The 17771-nt window shown below is 71.0% G+C and carries 13 protein-coding genes; 10 read left to right on the top strand and 3 right to left on the bottom strand.

The genetic code is table 11. The annotated features are described in order from the left end of the window. Nucleotides 1-64: 64 nt before the first annotated feature. From FHS34_RS25055 to FHS34_RS25015, 9 genes are all read left to right on the top strand, one after another. Complete coding sequence (locus FHS34_RS25055) at nt 65-1063, top strand: LacI family DNA-binding transcriptional regulator (RefSeq protein ID WP_184969239.1); 999 nt, start codon at nt 65-67, stop codon at nt 1061-1063. Nucleotides 1064-1191: 128 nt separating this feature from the next. Then, on the top strand, nt 1192-2544 hold the full coding sequence (locus FHS34_RS25050; protein ID WP_184969237.1) for an extracellular solute-binding protein: 1353 nt from the start codon (nt 1192-1194) through the stop codon (nt 2542-2544). A 5-nt stretch (nt 2545-2549) separates the two neighbouring features. Next, nucleotides 2550-3503 (top strand): carbohydrate ABC transporter permease, encoded by a 954-nt coding sequence (locus FHS34_RS25045; protein WP_184969235.1) that lies wholly within the window; start codon nt 2550-2552, stop codon nt 3501-3503. After that, complete coding sequence (locus tag FHS34_RS25040) at nt 3500-4378, top strand: carbohydrate ABC transporter permease (RefSeq protein WP_184969233.1); 879 nt, start codon at nt 3500-3502, stop codon at nt 4376-4378. Before FHS34_RS25045 ends, FHS34_RS25040 begins: the two co-directional genes overlap by 4 nt. Nucleotides 4379-4411: 33 nt before the next feature. Then, nucleotides 4412-6019 carry a glycoside hydrolase family 13 protein gene (locus FHS34_RS25035; protein WP_184969231.1) on the top strand — a complete coding sequence of 536 codons (1608 nt, stop codon included), beginning with the start codon at nt 4412-4414 and terminating at the stop codon, nt 6017-6019. A gap of 197 nt (nt 6020-6216) precedes the next feature. Next, a complete protein-coding gene (locus FHS34_RS25030) occupies nt 6217-8931 on the top strand; it encodes a hypothetical protein (protein ID WP_221509414.1) in 2715 nt (904 codons plus the stop codon). A gap of 4 nt (nt 8932-8935) precedes the next feature. Next, nucleotides 8936-10510, top strand: coding sequence for a hypothetical protein (locus tag FHS34_RS25025; RefSeq protein WP_184969229.1), 1575 nt, complete (start codon nt 8936-8938; stop codon nt 10508-10510). Nucleotides 10511-10649: 139 nt separating this feature from the next. Continuing rightward, the gene (locus tag FHS34_RS25020) at nt 10650-12698 is read left to right on the top strand and encodes a phosphocholine-specific phospholipase C (RefSeq protein WP_184969227.1); all 2049 of its coding nucleotides are present in this window, start codon (nt 10650-10652) and stop codon (nt 12696-12698) included. 66 nt (nt 12699-12764) lie between these two features. Further along, nucleotides 12765-13610, top strand: a complete 846-nt coding sequence (locus FHS34_RS25015; protein WP_184969225.1) for an LURP-one-related family protein — start codon at nt 12765-12767, stop codon at nt 13608-13610. 73 nt (nt 13611-13683) lie between these two features. Here the strand turns inward: FHS34_RS25015 and FHS34_RS25010 are convergent, their stop codons facing one another. After that, nucleotides 13684-14655, bottom strand: a complete 972-nt coding sequence (locus tag FHS34_RS25010; RefSeq protein ID WP_184969223.1) for a hypothetical protein — start codon at nt 14653-14655, stop codon at nt 13684-13686. After that, nucleotides 14652-15452, bottom strand: a complete 801-nt coding sequence (locus FHS34_RS25005) for a phosphatase PAP2 family protein (protein ID WP_184969221.1) — start codon at nt 15450-15452, stop codon at nt 14652-14654. The genes FHS34_RS25010 and FHS34_RS25005 overlap by 4 nt, the downstream gene beginning before the upstream one ends. A gap of 192 nt (nt 15453-15644) precedes the next feature. Here FHS34_RS25005 and FHS34_RS25000 point away from each other — a divergent pair, with 192 nt between their 5' ends. Next, nucleotides 15645-16259, top strand: a complete 615-nt coding sequence (locus FHS34_RS25000; RefSeq protein ID WP_184969219.1) for a TetR/AcrR family transcriptional regulator — start codon at nt 15645-15647, stop codon at nt 16257-16259. Between the two features lie 152 nt (nt 16260-16411). Here FHS34_RS25000 and FHS34_RS24995 read toward each other — a convergent pair whose 3' ends face one another. Next, nucleotides 16412-17488 carry a DUF2510 domain-containing protein gene (locus FHS34_RS24995; RefSeq protein WP_184969217.1) on the bottom strand — a complete coding sequence of 359 codons (1077 nt, stop codon included), beginning with the start codon at nt 17486-17488 and terminating at the stop codon, nt 16412-16414. Between the last annotated feature and the right edge of the window lie 283 nt (nt 17489-17771).

Here is a 17771-nt window from a genome sequence, read left to right as displayed (position 1 = left end):
CCGCGGCCCCGGCCCGCCTCCCTTTATGCAAGCAGCTTGCGTAACTTGCGCTACGCTTGCGGTCATGACGCGACGACTTGCGGAAGTGGCTAAGAAGGTCGGGGTCAGCGAGGCCACGGTCAGCCGGGTGCTCAACGGCAAGCCGGGAGTCTCCGACGCCACCCGGCAGGCGGTCCTGACCGCCCTCGACGTCCTCGGCTACGAGCGCCCCACCCAGCTGCGCGGCGAACGCGCGCGCCTGGTCGGCCTCGTCCTGCCCGAGCTGCAGAACCCCATCTTCCCGGCGTTCGCCGAGGTCATCGGCGGCGCCCTGGCCCAGCTCGGGCTGACCCCGGTGCTGTGCACACAGACCAAGGGCGGGGTGTCGGAGGCGGACTACGTCGAGCTGCTGCTCCACCAGCAGGTCTCCGGCGTCGTCTTCGCCGGCGGCCTGTACGCCCAGGCCGACGCGCCGCACGACCACTACCGGCTGCTCGCCGAGCGCAACATCCCGGTCGTGCTGGTCAACGCGGCCATCGAACACCTCGGCTTTCCGGCCGTCTCCTGCGACGACGTCGTCGCCGTCGAGCAGGCCTGGCGGCACCTTGCCTCCCTCGGCCACGAGCGCATCGGCCTGGTCCTCGGCCCCGGCGACCACGTGCCCTCGGCCCGCAAACTGGCCGCGGCCCGGGCCGTCGCCGGCGACCTGCCGGACGAGTTCGTCGCGCGCGCCATGTTCTCCATCGAGGGTGGTCACGCCGCCGCCTCCCGGCTGATCGACCGGGGTGTCACCGGCATCATCTGCGCCTCCGACCCGCTGGCGCTCGGCGCGATCCGGGCGGCCCGCCGCAAGGGGCACGACGTGCCGGGCCGGATCTCGGTCGTCGGCTACGACGACTCGGCGTTCATGAACTGCACCGAACCCCCGCTGACCACCGTCCGCCAGCCGATCGAGGCCATGGGCCGCGCGGCCGTGGAACTGCTGAACGCGCAGATCGGCGGCACCGCCGTACCCGCCGAGGAGCTGCTGTTCGAGCCGGAACTGGTGGTGCGCGGCTCCACCGCGCAAGCTCCGCGCGACTGAACGTCGGAGCATTCAGTCGCCTGTCGAATAATTACAGATTCTGCGCGACATCTTGCGGTCCCGATGTCGGCGGTGCTTGAGTGTGCCTCGCCCACCGCTCCTGCCATGAGTGCCATAGGGGTCCACCGATGAGACACACCGGGTTCCGCCGTACCGTCGTCACGATCGGCGTCTGTTCCTCCCTCGCCCTCGCCGCCGCCGCCTGCGGGTCCGGTGACGACGGAACGGCGAGCGGCAGGACGCGCATCACCGTCAACTGCGAGCCGCCCAGGAGCGCCAAGGTCGACCGCGGGTTCTTCGAGGAGGACGTCGCCTCCTTCGAGCGGCAGAACCCGGACATCGACGTCGTCGCGCACGACGCCTTCCCCTGCCAGGACCCGAAGACCTTCGACGCCAAACTCGCCGGCGGCCAGATGGAGGACGTGTTCTACACGTACTTCACGGACGCGAAGCATGTGGTCGACGTGAACCAGGCCGCCGACCTGACGCCGTACCTGAAGGAACTGAAGAGCTACGGCACCATCCAGAAGCAGCTGCGGGACATCTACACCGCGGACGGCAAGGTCTACGGCATCCCGCGCACCGGATACTCGATGGGGCTGATCTACAACCGCGGCCTCTTCCGGAAGGCCGGCCTGGACCCCGACAAGCCCCCGGCGACCTGGGACGAGGTCCGCGCCGCCGCGAAGAGGATCGCCGCCCTCGGCGACGGCACGGTCGGATACGCCGACTACAGCGCGCAGAACCAGGGCGGCTGGCACTTCACGGCCGAGCTGTACTCCCAGGGCGGCGACGTCGTCGACGCGGACGGCGAGAAGGCCACCGTCGACACCCCCGAGGCACACGCCGTCCTCCAGAACCTGCACGACATGCGGTGGACCGACGACTCCATGGGCAGCAAGCAGCTCCTCGTCATCAACGACGTGCAGCAGCTGATGGGTTCGGGCAAGCTCGGCATGTACCTCGCCGCCCCCGACAACATCCCCATCCTGGTCAAGGAGAAGGGCGGTGACTACAAGGACCTCGCCCTGGCCCCCATGCCCGGCGGCGAAGGCACCCTCATCGGCGGCGACGGCTACATGTTCAACAGGCACGACACGCCCGCCCAGATCCGCGCCGGCCTGAAGTGGCTCGACCACATGTTCCTCACCCCCGGCAAGGGCTTCCTCGGCGACTACGCCCGCGCCAAGAAGAACGACGCCCCCGTAGGCCTGCCCGAGCCGCGCCTGTTCACCGGCGCCGCCGACACCACGGACCAGCAGGCCAAGAAGGCCAACGCCAACGTGCCGGTGGAGAACTACCAGGCGTTCCTCGACGGCAACGGGCAGCTCCGGCTGAAGATCGAGCCGCCGAACGCGCAGCAGATCTACTCCGTCCTCGACTCCGTCGTCTCCGCGGTCCTGACCGAGAAGGACGCCGACATCGACCAGCTGCTGAAGGACGCGTCCGGAAAGATCGACGGCATTCTGGCCCGGAGCTGACCACGATGACGAAGACGGCCGAGCGGCGGCCCGTGACGAAGGCCGCCGCCCATCCGCTCCCCGCGCCGCCCCCGGCCGGGGACCTCAGGCGGCGCCGCCTGGCCGACCAGGCCCGCGCCTACGGCTTCCTCCTCGGCGGCCTGCTCTGCTTCGCGCTTTTCTCCTGGTACCCGGCGATCCGCGCGGTCGTCATCGCCTTCCAGAAGTACACGCCCGGCTCGGATCCGGAGTGGGTCGGCACCGCCAACTTCACCCGCGTCTGGCACGACCCCGAGTTCTCCGCCGCCTGGCGCAACACCCTCACCTTCACGCTGCTGGCCCTGCTCATCGGCTTCGCGGTCCCCTTCGTGCTCGCCCTCGTGCTCAACGAACTGCGGCACGCCAAGGCGTTCTTCCGGGTCGTGGTCTATCTGCCGGTGATGATCCCGCCGGTGGTCAGCGCCCTGCTGTGGAAGTGGTTCTACGATCCGGGCGCCGGCCTGGCCAACGAAGCCCTGCGCTTCCTGCACCTGCCCACGTCCAACTGGTCCAACGGTGCCGACACCGCCCTCGTCTCCCTGGTCGTCGTCGCGACCTGGGCCAACATGGGCGGCACCGTCCTCGTCTACCTGGCGGCCCTCCAGTCCATCCCCGGCGAGCTGTACGAGGCGGCCGAACTGGACGGCGCGAACCTGCTCCAGCGCGTCCGGCACGTCACGGTCCCGCAGACCCGGTTCGTGATCCTGATGCTGATGCTGCTTCAGATCGTCGCCACCATGCAGGTGTTCACCGAACCGTTCGTCATCACCGGCGGCGGACCGGAGAACGCCACCGTCACCGTCCTCTACCTCATCTACAAGTACGCCTTCCTCTACAACGACTTCGGCGGCGCGTGCGCCCTCAGCGTGATGCTCCTGCTCCTGCTCGGCGCCTTCTCCGCGGTCTATCTGCGGCTCACCCGCTCGGAGGGGGACGCATGAGCGCCACCCGCACCCTGATCTCCCCGGCCACCCTCGCCCGCCCGCGCGGAAAAGCCGCCTACTGGACGGTGTTCACGGCCGTCGTCCTCCTCTTCACGCTCGCCTTCCTCTTCCCGGTGTACTGGATGGTGACCGGCGCGCTGAAGTCCCCGGACGAAGTGGCCCGGACCCCACCGACACCGGTGCCCGAGCAGTGGCGCACCGACGGCTACACCGACGCCTGGGACCTGATGCAGCTCCCGCAGCACCTGCTGAACACGGTCGTCCAGGCGGCCGGCGCCTGGGCCTTGCAGCTGGTCTTCTGCACCGCGGCGGCCTACGCCCTGTCCAGGCTGAGGCCCGCCTTCGGCAAGGTGATCCTCGGAGGCATCCTGGCCACCCTGATGGTCCCCGCGCAGGCGCTGGTCGTGCCCAGGTACCTGACCGTCGCCGACCTGCCGCTCATCCACACCAGCCTGCTCAACGACCCCCTCGCCATCTGGCTGCCGGCGGTCGCCAACGCCTTCAACCTCTATCTGCTCAAACGATTCTTCGACCAGCTGCCGCGCGATGTGCTGGAAGCCGCCGAGATCGACGGCGCCGGCCGGCTGCGGACCCTGTGGTCCGTCGTCCTGCCCATGTCCAGGCCGGTGCTCGGCGTGGTGTCGATCTTCGCGCTGGTCGCGGTCTGGCAGGACTTCCTGTGGCCGCTGATGGTCTTCTCCGACACCGGCAGACAGCCGATCAGCGTGGCCCTGGTCCAGCTGTCGCAGAACATCCAGCTCACCGTGCTCATCGCCGCGATGGTGATCGCCAGCATCCCGATGGTCCTGCTGTTCCTCGTCTTCCAGCGGCACATCATCGCCGGGATCACCGCGGGCAGCACCAAGGGCTGACGCCGACGCCCCGTCTACAGAAAGGCACGCTCCGTGGGACAGCCCACCCCTGCCCAGAAGGACTCCGACTGGTGGCGCTCCGCCGTCATCTACCAGGTCTACGTCCGCAGTTTCGCGGACGGCGACGGCGACGGCACCGGCGACCTCGCGGGCGTCCGCGCCCGACTGCCGTACCTGTCCGAACTCGGCGTCAACGCCCTGTGGTTCACCCCGTGGTACCTGTCTCCGCTGAAGGACGGCGGCTACGACGTCGCCGACTACCGTGCCGTCGATCCCGCCTTCGGCACCCTCGCCGAAGCCGGGAAACTCATCGCGGAGGCACGGGAACTGGGCATCCGCACCATCGTCGACATCGTGCCCAACCACGTCTCCGACCAGCACCCCTGGTTCCGGGCCGCGCTCGCCGCCGGACCGGGCAGCCCGGAGCGCGAGCTGTTCCACTTCCGGCCCGGCCGCGGCCCGGACGGCGAACTCCCGCCCAACGACTGGCCCTCGCAGTTCGCCGGCTCCACCGAACCGGTGTGGACCCGCCTGCCCGACGGAGACTGGTACCTTCACCTGTTCACACCCGAACAGCCCGACCTCAACTGGGCGCACCCCGCCGTCCGCCAGGAACACGAGGACATCCTGCGGTTCTGGTTCGAGCGGGGCGTCGCCGGCGTCCGCATCGACTCGGCGGCCCTGCTCGCCAAGGACCCGGGCCTGCCCGACCTCGCCGGGCACCCTGGTCCGCACCCCTTCATCGACCGCGACGAACTCCACGACGTCTACCGTGCCTGGCGGCGCGTGGCGGACGAGTACGACGGCGTCTTCGTCGGCGAGGTCTGGCTGCCCGACGCCGAGCGCTTCGCCCGCTACCTGCGCCCCGACGAGCTGCACACCGCCTTCAACTTCTCCTTCCTGGCCTGCCCCTGGGACGCCGGCCGGCTGCGCGCCTCGATCGACACCACCCTCGCCGAGCACGCGCCGGTCGGCGCCCCGGCCACCTGGGTGCTGTGCAACCACGACGTCACCCGCACCGTCACCCGGTACGGCCGCGAGGACACCGCCTTCGACTTCGCCACCAAGGCCTTCGGCACCCCGGCCGACCTCGCGCTCGGCACCCGCCGGGCCCGCGCCGCCGCCCTGCTGTCCCTGGCGCTGCCCGGCGCGGTGTACGTCTACCAGGGGGAGGAGCTGGGGCTGCCCGAGGCCGACATCCCGGCGGAGCACGTCCAGGACCCGATGTACTTCCGCTCGCAGGGCGCCGACCCCGGCCGCGACGGGTGCCGGGTGCCGCTGCCGTGGGCCGCCGGGCTGCCGTACGCGGGCTTCGGTTCGCGCAAGGAGCCGTGGCTGCCGCAGCCGGCCGACTGGCCCTCGTACGCCGTCGACCGCCAGCAGCGGGACCCCCACTCGGTGCTCACCCTCTACCGGGAGGCCATCGCCCTGCGCCCGGAGTTCGGCGACGGCCCCCTGACCTGGCTGCCCGCGCCCGACGGCGTGCTCGCCTTCGCCCGCGCGGAGGGCGCGCTGTGCGTGGTGAACCTCGCGGACCCACCGGCCGACCTGCCCGCGCACTCCCGGCTCCTGCTCAGCAGCGGCCCGCTGGACGCCGCGGGCCGGCTGCCGCGGGACACGGCGGCCTGGCTGCGTGTCTGAGCCGCGTCCGTGTCCACCCTGCCGCCCCACGCACCCCCGCCACGAAGGAGCGCGGCCGAAGTGCTCCGTACACATTTCTCGCGGATGCCGCAATGAGCGTTTTCTGTAAATGTTTCGCCGCTCATGTCGAGTTTGTCGTTCCGGTGCCTCACGCTCAGTGAGCGAAAGATCGCGACTAGCGCTGCACGGAGGCCGAGTTGAGCGAGCTGGACGCATCGGGTGCTGAGCACATCGGACCGACGACCCCTCCGGCCGCGCCGCAGCCGCTCACGGGGTCCGCCCGGGAGATCCCCAAGGCGACCCTGGTGCAGCTGCGGCTGCCGGCGCCCCCGGCCGGGCAGGCCCTGATCAAGTCGGCGTACGTCCGCCGGCTCAGGCTGCGACCGGACGAGGCCCACACCGTCCGTGACCACCTGCGGCACACCGGCGAGGCCTCCGACGAACTCATCGAGCTGCTGGCCGAGTTCGCCCGGCCGTCACAGCCCGCGCTGCTGCCGCCGCCGAGCGCCTTCGTGGACGTACCGGTCGCGGCGCTGAAGGCGTTCGGCGACGCGCTGATCGAGCTGCGGCGGCAGCGGGCCGTACGGCTGTCCGCGGACCACGGGACCGCGACCGCCGGGGCGGCGTCACCGGACCCGCGGGGACCGGCCGAACAGGACGTGCGCGACGCCGTCGTGGCGGTCCGCGGGCTGATGGCCAACACACAGGCGACCCCCCTCGGCATGCTGAACCTGGAGCGCCTGGAGATGGTGCCCGCCGGACTGGAGCGGGGCGAGCTGATCGCCACCGTCCCGCTGGCCCCGCTGGAGGAGACGGCGGTCAGTCACAAGGAATGGTCGGTCCGCAGCAAGGAGTTCACCTCCATCGTGACCGACGCCCTGGAGACGGTCAGCGAGACCGGGGTGACCGACAACACCGAGCTGTCCCAGTCGACGACGTCGCAGGCGCAGCACTCCAACCAGTTCAACGTCACCCCGACCGTCACCGGCGGGATCCCGGTGATCAACGGCTCCGCCCAGTCCGGCTTCTCCTCGCAGGACTCCAGGTCGCAGTCCGCGACGGACAGCACCAAGCACGCCACGTCGCTGACCCGGAAGGCCTCCGCGCGCGCCACACAGGAACACAAGGTCACCATCTCCACGACCACGGTCACCGGCAGCGAGGAGACCTCGACCCGGGTGCTGAAGAACCCCAGCCAGGTCTCGGTGATGCGGGTCGACTACTTCAGCCTGATGCGCAAGTGGCGGGTGCGGCTGTACCGGCACGGACTGCGGCTCACCTACGACCTGGTGATCCCGGAGCCCGGGGCCGGGCTGCGCCGGACGCACAAGGAACTCGCCGACCTCAAGGGACAGCTGGGCCCCTTCCTGTTCGGCCTGCCGCACTCGGAGATCACCGACGCGGTCCTGCCGGGCGAGACCCAGCCGCACCACCGGGTGCTGGCCGAGCGGTACGGCGCGGTGGTGCCGGACCCGCCGCTCGTGCCGTCGGCCCCGCAGTTCAGCGTGAGCGCCCCCTCGCAGGAGGAGGGGTGGCACATCTTCACCCCCGACCCGCTGGAGATCCCGGAGGGCTACCGCGTCAAGACCCTGAACCTGTGGTTCGCCACCACGAGCAAGACGGGCAGCGAGAACAAGTTCAGCTTCAAGGTGCTGGGTACCCCGCTGTACATCAAGGAGCAGGATCAGGGCGAGTACGGCCCGATGGAGCTGACCTCCGGTGCCTATGGCCGGTACATGCTGCACGCGACCGGGAAGGTCTCCCTCTCGTTCGAGATGATCAACAACCGGAACACGACGATCAGGGTCGTCTCCGAGATCGAGCCGATCCCCACCCAGCCCGACCCGGACCCGGACAAGCCGGCGCACAGCGACCGCGTCCGGGACACGTGGCGGTCGGACGTCTGGAACCTGCTGCGCGACGCCGCGCAGACCCAGTACTACGAGCGTCAGCAGGACATCGCCACCAGGGCCGCGGCGCTCCAGGAGCAGATCGAGCAGGTCGACACGCTCACCCTCCGCCGGGAGGAGAGCGAGGAGGTCATGAAGGGGGTGCTGCGGTTCCTGCTCGGCCCGGACTTCGCCTTCATGCCGCCGGAGGTCGTCGACGCCTTCCTCAGGGCCCGCGTCGACCTGGAGCACGGCATCGGCTTCGACGAGAACGGCCTCGGCCTGGACGCCACGGCATGGGCCACGGTGCGCGAGCACGAGGACGTCGTCCGCTTCGTCAACCAGGCCATCGAGTGGGAGAACGTGGTGACGTTCCTCTACTCGTACTTCTGGGACGTGCCGCAGAGCTGGAACTTCGTCCGCCGGCTCCGGCATCCCGACGCGAACCGGCAGGCGTTCCTGCGGTCCGGCAGCGCGCGTGTCGTCCTGACGGTCCGCAAGGGCTGGGAGGAGGACTGGGTGAGGTTCGCCGAGGGCGGTTTCAAGTCCCCGCCGGCCACGCCGAACTCGCAGTACCTCACCATCGCGCGGGAGATCGCCGCCTACGACGACCGCAACTACCCGGGCATCCCGCCGGCCAACCCGGCCCGCACCGCGGTCCGGCTGGAGGAAGCCGTCTACGCCACCTCCAAGGACGTCCTCGGCAAGTCGGCCAACCCGGTGACCATCAGGGTGGACTCGAGCAAGGACTTCCTGGTCGGCGCCCAGGTCGTCATCGACTCCGCGGACAGGACCGACCCCGCCGACGGCAGGGTGGTACAGGAGAGCCAGCTGATCACTGCGATCCCCGACGCCTTCCGCGTCACGGTCGCCCGGCTGGAGCGGGCCCACGACGGCTCGGTGACCCCGTTCACCGTGCTGCAGCCCGGCACCAAGGGCGCGCTGATCGCCGAGTGGAACGAGTACACCCCGTCCTCGGGCACCGACATCGAGATCGGCTCCGACCTGGGCAGCGGAGCCTGAGACCGTGGCCGTCCGGGCCGAGGAGGTGCGCTGGGGACTGGTCGCCGAGGCACTCACCTCCTACAAGCACGCGGTGATGCTCGCCCGTGGCGTCACCGCGGCGGAGCAGGACGAGATCGACCGGAGCCCGAACCGGGCGGAGCGGCTGCGGGAACGGGAGACCCGCACGGTCCCCCGCGCGGACATGGAGGCGGCGCACCTGATCGCCACCGAGGTCCGGGCCCTGTTCGTGGAATGGCGGAGCCGCTACGACACCGTGCGCTGGCCGGGCCACCGCGAGTTCGCCGTCCGTACGACGATGAACGCCGCGTCCGACGCCACCCGGCACCTGGTGGAGGAGACCGGCCGGATCCTCGACGGTTCCCCTCCCGGCGCGGGCCAGGTCAGATCGCTGAGGGGCGCCTGGCCGCTGGTGTGGCTCCAGTGGCTCTGCACGGCGTTCGAGCCGCTCCAGGTCATCGAGGGAGAACTCCCCCTGCCGGAAGCGGCCATCGGCCGGCCGGACGAGGTGCTGCACGACTTCGCCGAGTTCGTGCTCAGTACGGTGCCCGTGATCGGTGAGTTCGTGCTGGGGTACGAGGTCGCCTTCCGCCGCCGGCTGGTGGGCGGCCGCGGGCTGTCCGAGCCCGAGCGGCTGATGGCCTTCCTGGGGCTCGTCCTCCCTCCCGTGCTCGGCGCGCTGGTCAAACAGGTGCCGAAGGTGGGTGGCGTCCTCCTCCGGAACTTCCGGGTCAACCTGGCGCGCCGCATCCCGGGTTCCGTCGCCGCGAAGCTCGACCGCTTCACCGCCGACATGGTGATCGCCCTGCGGTCCTTCCCCAAGGAGTCGTACGAGAAGTTCCTCGGGATCATCCGCGTCGTCGGACGGCTCGCCCCGGAGCAGGAGACGGCTCTCAATTTCTACGTCTCGCGCCTCAACCTGACCTCGCGTCTCGCCCAGTGGCTGAGGATCATCGAGAGGGACCTGGGGACGGCCTTCACCGACGTGCGTGCGCTCAAGCGTCCGCCGAACGTCGTCGTCGCGGCGCACGAACGGGCGATGATGGAGGATCTGAGCCGGCTGAGCAACAAGCGTGTCGTGTCGGTTCCGGAGATGCACCCGCAGGACTACGACGAGTTCGTGCGGAACCTTGCCGTCGATCCGCAGACGAAGATGCCCCAGGTCAACGGCGTCAAGTACGCCGACACCATCTGGGGCCACGAATTCGCCGAACTCTATCGAGTGGAGCGGGCCGGCAAGGCCGAGAACATCCTGAAGGCCATCAAGAAGAACGGCAAGGGCAAGCAGTCGTCCACGCTCGTGGTGACCAACGCCCGCCAGGTGTCCTACGATCTGCCGTCCCTGTTCGACAACCGCTTCTGGGCCAAGCCGGATTTCCAGTGGAACGACAAGGTCGTCATCCTGCAGGGCAATGCCCTCCGGATCATCGAACGCCCGGTCCGCTACATCACCATGGACCCCAAGGTCTACGCCCTCACCCGCCTCCTGACCGGAAACCCTGCCCACCTCGTCAGGACGGCGGAGGAAGTCGTCCGGGCCGGGGAGGAGGAGAAGAAGAGCGCCGCCGCCCGGCGTTGAGGGCACCACACGGACCGCCGAGTTTCACATGGACGCCACCAGACCCTTCCCTGACGTTTGCTGCTCTTGGAACACTCGCTCCGCGCAGATTCCGTCATGTGACGGCATCCCGTACGTCAGGACGAGAGGACCCTCACCCATGCCCGAAGTCAACCGGCGGCGCTTTCTCCAACTCGCCGGCGCCACCACGGCGTTCACGGCGCTGTCCAACAGCATCCAGCGCGCGGCGGCCCTGCCCGCCCACTACCGCACCGGATCGGTGGACGATGTCGAGCACATCGTCGTGCTGATGCAGGAGAACCGTTCCTTCGATCACTACTTCGGTTCGCTCCGTGGAGTCCGCGGCTTCGGCGACCCCCGTTCGGTGACCCAGAACGGCCGGTCCGTCTGGAAGCAGTCCGACGGCTCGAAGGACGTCCTGCCCTTCCACCCGGACGCCGACGACCTGGGTCTGGCCTTCATCCAGGACCTCCCGCACGGCTGGAGCGACACCCACACCGCGTTCAACAACGGCAAGTACGACAAGTGGGTGCCCGCCAAGGGCTCGACCACGATGGCGTACCTGACGCGCGACGACATCCCGTTCCACTACGCGCTCGCGGACGCCTTCACCATCTGCGACGCCTACCACTGCTCCTTCATGGGCTCCACCGACCCCAACCGCTACTACATGTGGTCCGGGTACGTCGGCAACGACGGCAAGGGCGGCGGCCCGGTCCTCGGCAACGACGAGAAGGGCTACGGCTGGACGACCTACCCCGAGCGCCTGGAGCAGGCCGGGGTGTCCTGGAAGATCTACCAGGACATCGGCAACGGCCTGGACGCGAACGGCTCCTGGGGCTGGATCGACGACGCCTACCGCGGCAACTACGGCGACAACTCGCTCCTCTACTTCAACCAGTACCGCAACGCGGCCCCTGGCTCCCCGCTCTACGACAAGGCCCGCACCGGTACCGACGCCCGCACGGGCGAGGGCTACTTCGACCGGCTGAAGGCGGACGTGCAGGCGGACCGGCTGCCCCAGGTCTCCTGGATCGTCGCCCCCGAGGCCTTCACCGAGCACCCCAACTGGCCCGCCAACTACGGTGCCTGGTACGTCTCCCAGGTCCTGGACGCGCTCACCTCCAACCCCGACGTGTGGAGCAGGACGGCGCTGTTCATCACCTACGACGAGAACGACGGGTTCTTCGACCACGTCGTCCCGCCCTACCCGCCGTCCTCGGCCGCCCAGGGCAAGTCGACGGTGGACCCGGCCCTGGACCTGTTCAAGGGCGACCTCGGCCACGCCGCCGGTCCCTACGGGCTCGGCCAGCGGGTGCCGATGCTCGTCGTCTCCCCGTGGAGCAAGGGCGGCTACGTCTGCTCCGAGACCCTCGACCACACCTCGATCATCCGGTTCATGGAGCGCCGCTTCGGCGTCCAGGAGCCCAACATCTCGCCCTGGCGGCGCGCCATATGCGGCGACCTGACCAGCGCCTTCGACTTCTCCCGCCAGGACGCCGCGCCGGTCGCGCTGCCCTCGACGGCCGCCTACGAGCCGGCCGACCGCAACCGCCACCCGGACTACGTGCCCAAGCCGCCCGCCAAGGGGACGCTGCCCGCGCAGGAGTCCGGCAGCCGGCCCACCCGCGCGCTGAAGTACGCCCCGCTGGTGGACGGTTCGGCGGACACCTCGGCCGGCAAGTTCACGCTCACGTTCGCCTCGGGGGCGAACGCCGGCGCGGCCTTCCTCGTCACGTCCAACAGCCGTACCGACGGCCCCTGGACGTACACGACGGAGGCCGGCAAGACGCTCTCGGACACCTGGAACTCGGTCTACTCCGGCGGCAACTACGACCTCTCCGTGCACGGCCCCAACGGCTTCCTGCGCGTCTTCAAGGGCCGCAACAAGGTCGCGGGCCCGGAGGTCACCGCCCGGCACAGCGGCGACGACGTCGAGCTCACCTTCACCAACAAGGGTTCCGGCACGGTGAGGCTCAAGCTGGTCAACGGCTACGGCGGCGGTCCCGTCACCGTGTCCGTGCGGCCGGGCGCCACCGTGCGGCAGACCGTCGGTCTCGCGGCCTCCGGGCGCTGGTACGACCTGAGCGTCACCTCGGACGCCGACCCGGCCTTCCTGCGCGGCTTCGCCGGGCACGTGGAGAACGGGCAGCCGGGCGTCAGTGACCCGGCGATCGTGACGGGGTGAACGGGCGATGAACACCGTTCCGAGCGGACTGGTCAGGTACCGGTCACATCAAGGTAGTGTGCCCCGGTGACCACGCAATCGAACACTCCTGCAGGCTGGTACCCGGATCCGCACGGAGCGCCTCAGACGCTCCGGTACTGGGACGGCGCGCAGTGGACCGACCACACCAACCCGGCCCAGCAGGCCGCCGGGCAGGTTCCGCCGCAGGCCCCGGCCCAGCAGGCCGCCTTCCCGCAGCAGCAGGGCGCCGACCCCAAGGTGCAGCGGCAGGTGCAGCAGCAGGCCGGTGTCGCGGCCGGCGGCCCCGGCGGCGGCACCCTGTTCACCGAGCCCGTCCTGGTGGTGAACCAGAAGGCCAAGCTGATCGAGCTGACCAACGAGTACAAGGTCATGGATCAGAGCGGCCGGGAGATCGGCTCGGTCACCCAGGTCGGGCAGGGCGTGCTGCGCAAGATCCTGCGCTTCGTCTCCAGCCTGGACCAGTTCCTCACCCACAAGCTGGAGATCCGTGACGCCTACGGCCAGCCGCAGCTGCTGCTGACCCGGCCCGCGAAGATCTTCAAGTCCCGGGTGATCGTGACCCGCCCGGACGGCTCGCCGGTCGGCGAGATCGTCCAGAAGAACATGATCGGGAAGATCAACTTCGCGATGATGGCGAACGGCCAGCAGGTCGGCGCGATCAAGGCGGAGAACTGGCGGGCCTGGAACTTCGCGATCGTCGACCACGCGGACAACGAGGTCGCCCGGATCACCAAGACCTGGGAAGGCCTCGCCAAGACGCTGTTCACGACCGCGGACAACTACGTCCTGCAGATCCACTACCAGCTGCCCGAGCCGCTGCTGAGCCTCGTGGTGGCGACGGCGCTGACGGTCGACACCGCGCTGAAGCAGGACGCGCGCGGCTGGGGCTGACCGGCTCCCGGACCGGTACGACGACGGCGGCCGGTGCGCGGAGGATCTCCGCCCACCGGCCGCCGCCGTGTGCTCACAGTGCCGTGAGATGGCCCGGCTGTTCCGGCTGCCGTGGCACCAGCGCCGGCTCGGCGGTCGCCGTCCCCGGCTCCAGCGCCAGCACCGCCGCCACCGGGTGCTCGTCGCGTTCGTCCGGCTCCCCGGACCGCTCCGCGGGGCCGGGTTCCGGGGCCCTCCGGGTGAGCAGCAGCACGCCCCACGCGGCGAGCCCCGCGCCGGCCAGGGCCAGCAGCACCCCGCCGGCGCCGCCCCGCAGTCCCTGGCCCAGCAGGGTGAGGCCGATCACCGCGGCGGCCACCGGATTGGTGAGCGTGACGACGGCCAGCGGGCCGCCGAGACCCCCGCGGTAGGCCGTCTGGGAGAGCAGCAGCCCGCCCACGGCGAACGCGGCGACCAGTACGGCGACCACGACCACCTCGGTGCTCAGGGCCGGTCCCGAGCGGTCCGTGGCCGCCACGGTGACCGTCTGGGTGAGCGCGGAGGCGACCCCGGAGGCGAAGCCGGCCGCGGTCGCGTGCCTGAGGCCCGGCCGCGCGCCGGGCCAGGACAGAAGGCCGATCGCGGCGGCGGTCGTCCCCGCGACCGCCAGCGCCCCGGTCAGCGACAGCACCCGGGCGGGCGCCGGACCGGAGGCGGTGACCAGCAGCGCGGCCAGCCCGAGCAGGGTGAGCGCCGTGCCGCGCCACTCCACCGCGCTCACCCGCCGCCCGGCCGCCCGCGCGCCCAGCGGCACGGCCGCGACCAGGGTGAGCGCGCCCAGGGGCTGGACGACGGTCAGCGGGCCGTACTTCAGGGCGACGACGTGCAGCAGCGCGGCGGCGGCGTTCAGCCCGACCGCCGACCACCAGGCGCCGGTGCCCAGCAGTCGCAGCAGGCCGGTCCCGGAGCTGCGTGCCGCGAGGCGCTCCTGCGCCACGGCGGCCAGCGCGTAGGCGACGGCCGACACCAGGGACAGCGCGAGGGCGGCAAGGGCGGCGGCACTCATCGGCCCGCTCCCGCCAGGACGGGCTCGCGGGTGACCGGCAGGCCGGCGGCGCGTCCCGGCGTGCCGGCCGTGCGGCGCGGCGGATGGACGAGCGCGAGGGCGAGACCGAGCATGGCCGTCGCGACGATCGCGTCGAGCCAGTAGTGGTTCGCGGTGCCCACGATCACCAGCAGGGTGATCAGCGGGTGCAGCAGCCACAGCGGGCGCCACCGGGACCGGGTGGCGGCGATCAGGCCGATCGCCACCATCAGCGCCCAGCCGAAGTGCAGCGAGGGCATCGCCGCGAACTGGTTGGAGAGGTGGTCGCCGGCCGGCGGTCCGTACACGGACGGGCCGTAGACCCGGGCCGTGTCCACCAGGCCCGTCCCGGTCACCATCCGCGGCGGGGCCAGCGGGAAGGTGAACGGCAGGACCAGGGCGGCGGTGGTGACGACCGCGAGCACCCGGCGGGCCCACACGTAGTGCGCGGGCCGGCGCAGGTAGAGCCAGACCAGGAAGGCGAGCGTGGCCGGGAAGTGGACGGCCGCGTAGTAGGTGTTCGCCAGATGGACGAGGGTGTCGCCGTGCAGCAGTGCGGACTGCACGGCGTTCTCGTGGGGGAGGTGCGCGGTCCGCTCCAGGTGCCACACCCGGCCGGCGTTGCCGAACGCTTCCGAGGTGTGGCCGACGGCGAGCCGGCGGCCGAGTTTGTAGACCAGGAAGAGTCCGGCGACCAGCAGGAACTCACGTATCAGAGGCGGGCGTGCCGGATCTCCCGGTGCGGTTTCCGCCTCCGCAGGCTCGGTTCGGGCATTCATCCCCCGGCCCCTTCGCTGACGGTGGTGCGTGGTGTGGTGCGGGTGCACCAGAGCCCCGGCACGAGGACCGCGACTCATCGATACGTTGCCGTACCGATACGCCAGTGTACCGATACGGCCGAGTACCGGTACACTGGCGTATCGATTGATGTGCGCCACACTGGAGACACCACGAGTGAGGGGAAGCAGCGCATGACGTCGCAGGCCTCGGACGAACCGGAGACGGTCGCCGCCTCGCGCCGCTCCAAGATCACGCCGGAGCGTGAGCGGGAGTTCTTCGACGCCGTGCTGGAACAGATCCGCGAGTGCGGCTACGACTCCGTCACCATGGAGGGCGTCGCCGCCAGCACCCGGTGCAGCAAGTCCACGCTCTACCGGCAGTGGAAGACCAAGCCGCAGTTCGTCGCGGCGGCGCTGCGCGCCAGCCGCCGGGTGCGGTTCGCCGGCATCGACACCGGATCCCTCGCCGAGGACCTGCGCCAGGCCGCGCGGGCCGCGGGGGACTGGTCCGGCAAGGACACCAGGCTGCTGCAGGCGCTGGGGCACGCCGTGACCTCGGACCAGGAACTGGCCCAGGCGCTGCGCGAGGCGCTCGTCCACCCGGAGATCGCCGCGCTGGAGGAGATGCTCGCCCGGGGCGTGGCCCGCGGCGAGGTCCCCGCCGGCCACCCCGCGCTGGAGTACGTCCCCGCCATGATGTTCGGCGTGCTGCGCGTGCGGCCGGTGCTCAACGGCCAGTACGCCGACGCCGACTACCTGGTCCGCTTCGTGGAGGCCGTCGTGCTGCCCGCGCTCGGACGGAGATGAGACCCAGGCCGCCGTTCACGGGATGACTGAACGGTGACCTGCCGCGCCGCACCGTGGGGACGGGGGCGGCGCGCACCCCCCGGCCGGGTGGGGTTCCCCTTGAGCGGAGGGGAGTCCCACCCGGCCGATCCGTGTGTCGGCCGGTCCGTGTCTCAGACGTCCTGGCCGTTCCCGCCGCCGGACGAGACCTTGATGCCCTTGAGGATCTCGTCGACGACGGACAGTTTCTGCCCGACGTCCAGGCCGAAGCGGACCACCACGATCCGCTCGGGGTCGTTGGGCGAGGGGAAGGCGACGGACTCGACATAGCCGTCGGCGCCCTTGCTGGTCACCGCCTTCCAGCGCACCAGGTAGCCCTTCTGCCCGGCCACCGTCACCGCCTCGGAGGCCAGCACCTGGTGCGCGGTGATGCTGCCGTAGGCCGCGTCGCCGTACGACTGCTCGGCGTTGGCCGCGATGTCCGCCTTCGCGACCTCCTCGGCCGTGCCCTTCTTGATGCCCAGCTCCGTCGCCGGAGCCGAGTAGGCGCCGCCCGCGGTGCACGTCTTGGCCGTGTTGCCCGGGCACTTGTAGGAGTCGTCGGAGGTCACCTGCGCGCCGACGGTGAGCAGTTCCCCCGTCCAGCCCTGCGGCACCGGCAGGCTGATGCCGTTGACCGGGTCCGGCACCGAGCCGCCGCCCTCGAACCTCGGCGCCTGCGACTGCCCCGGGGACGGCGAGGCCCCGCCGGACCCGCCCGAGCCGCCGGAACCGGAGCCCCCTGAGCCCGAGCCCCCTGAGCCCGAGCCGCCCGAGCCCGAGCCGCCCGAGCCCCCGCCCGGCCCGCCGAACGGCCCGCCCCGGCCACCGTCGCCGGGTCCCTGCCCCGCCCCCGCGCGGTCGCCGCTGCCGCCGTCGTCCTTGGAGAGGGCGTACACGCCGACCCCTATGCACGTGAGTACCGCGGCCGCCACCGCGACGGCTATGCCCGTGCGCAGCCCGCGCCGGGACCGGGCCGGAGGCACGGCGGGATACCCCGGATACCCCGGGTGCGCGCCGTACCCCGGGGAAGCCGCGGGGTACGGGCCGGCCGGCTGGGGCGACGGCGCCGGGGAACCCCACGCGGCGGCCGTGCCGGCGGGGCGGGTCTGGTCCGTCCAGGCCCTGCCGTCCCACCAGCGCTCGGTGGGCGGAGCGTCGTTCGTCTGCCCGGGGTCGGGGTACCACCCGGGAGGAGTCACCTGCGTCATGCCCCCACCGTATGAGGCGACGGTGAAAGCGGGATGAGAGGATCCGCCGCCAAGCGGGCGGACCCGGACATTTCTGCCGCCCTTTTCTGCGGGACCCGCCACCCACCGCCGCGCACGCGCCTCCCGGGCGACGCGTTCGGACCGGCGCACGCGCCCCCGCCGGCTGTCCCTGCGCCGCCCCGCAGGCCTCCTGCGGGCGCCCTCGGCTCGCTCCGCGCTTCCCGTGGGCGCCCGTCCGCCTGTCTCGCCCCGCTCCCCGGTCGCTCCGGTGCCTCCCGACGTT

Origin of the sequence: Streptomyces echinatus, assembly GCF_014203595.1 — a bacterium.
Lineage (GTDB): Bacteria > Actinomycetota > Actinomycetes > Streptomycetales > Streptomycetaceae > Streptomyces > Streptomyces echinatus.
This window is presented reverse-complemented; position numbering and strand designations above follow the sequence as displayed.

Coding starts and splice junctions, on each gene's coding strand:
- FHS34_RS25055 (WP_184969239.1), top strand. CDS start 65: ATGACGCGACGACTTGCGGAAGTGGCTAAGAAGGTCGGGGTCAGCGAG.
- FHS34_RS25050 (WP_184969237.1), top strand. CDS start 1,192: ATGAGACACACCGGGTTCCGCCGTACCGTCGTCACGATCGGCGTCTGT.
- FHS34_RS25045 (WP_184969235.1), top strand. CDS start 2,550: ATGACGAAGACGGCCGAGCGGCGGCCCGTGACGAAGGCCGCCGCCCAT.
- FHS34_RS25040 (WP_184969233.1), top strand. CDS start 3,500: ATGAGCGCCACCCGCACCCTGATCTCCCCGGCCACCCTCGCCCGCCCG.
- FHS34_RS25020 (WP_184969227.1), top strand. CDS start 10,650: ATGCCCGAAGTCAACCGGCGGCGCTTTCTCCAACTCGCCGGCGCCACC.
- FHS34_RS25010 (WP_184969223.1), bottom strand. CDS start 14,655: ATGAGTGCCGCCGCCCTTGCCGCCCTCGCGCTGTCCCTGGTGTCGGCC.
- FHS34_RS25005 (WP_184969221.1), bottom strand. CDS start 15,452: ATGAATGCCCGAACCGAGCCTGCGGAGGCGGAAACCGCACCGGGAGAT.
- FHS34_RS25000 (WP_184969219.1), top strand. CDS start 15,645: ATGACGTCGCAGGCCTCGGACGAACCGGAGACGGTCGCCGCCTCGCGC.
- FHS34_RS24995 (WP_184969217.1), bottom strand. CDS start 17,488: ATGACGCAGGTGACTCCTCCCGGGTGGTACCCCGACCCCGGGCAGACG.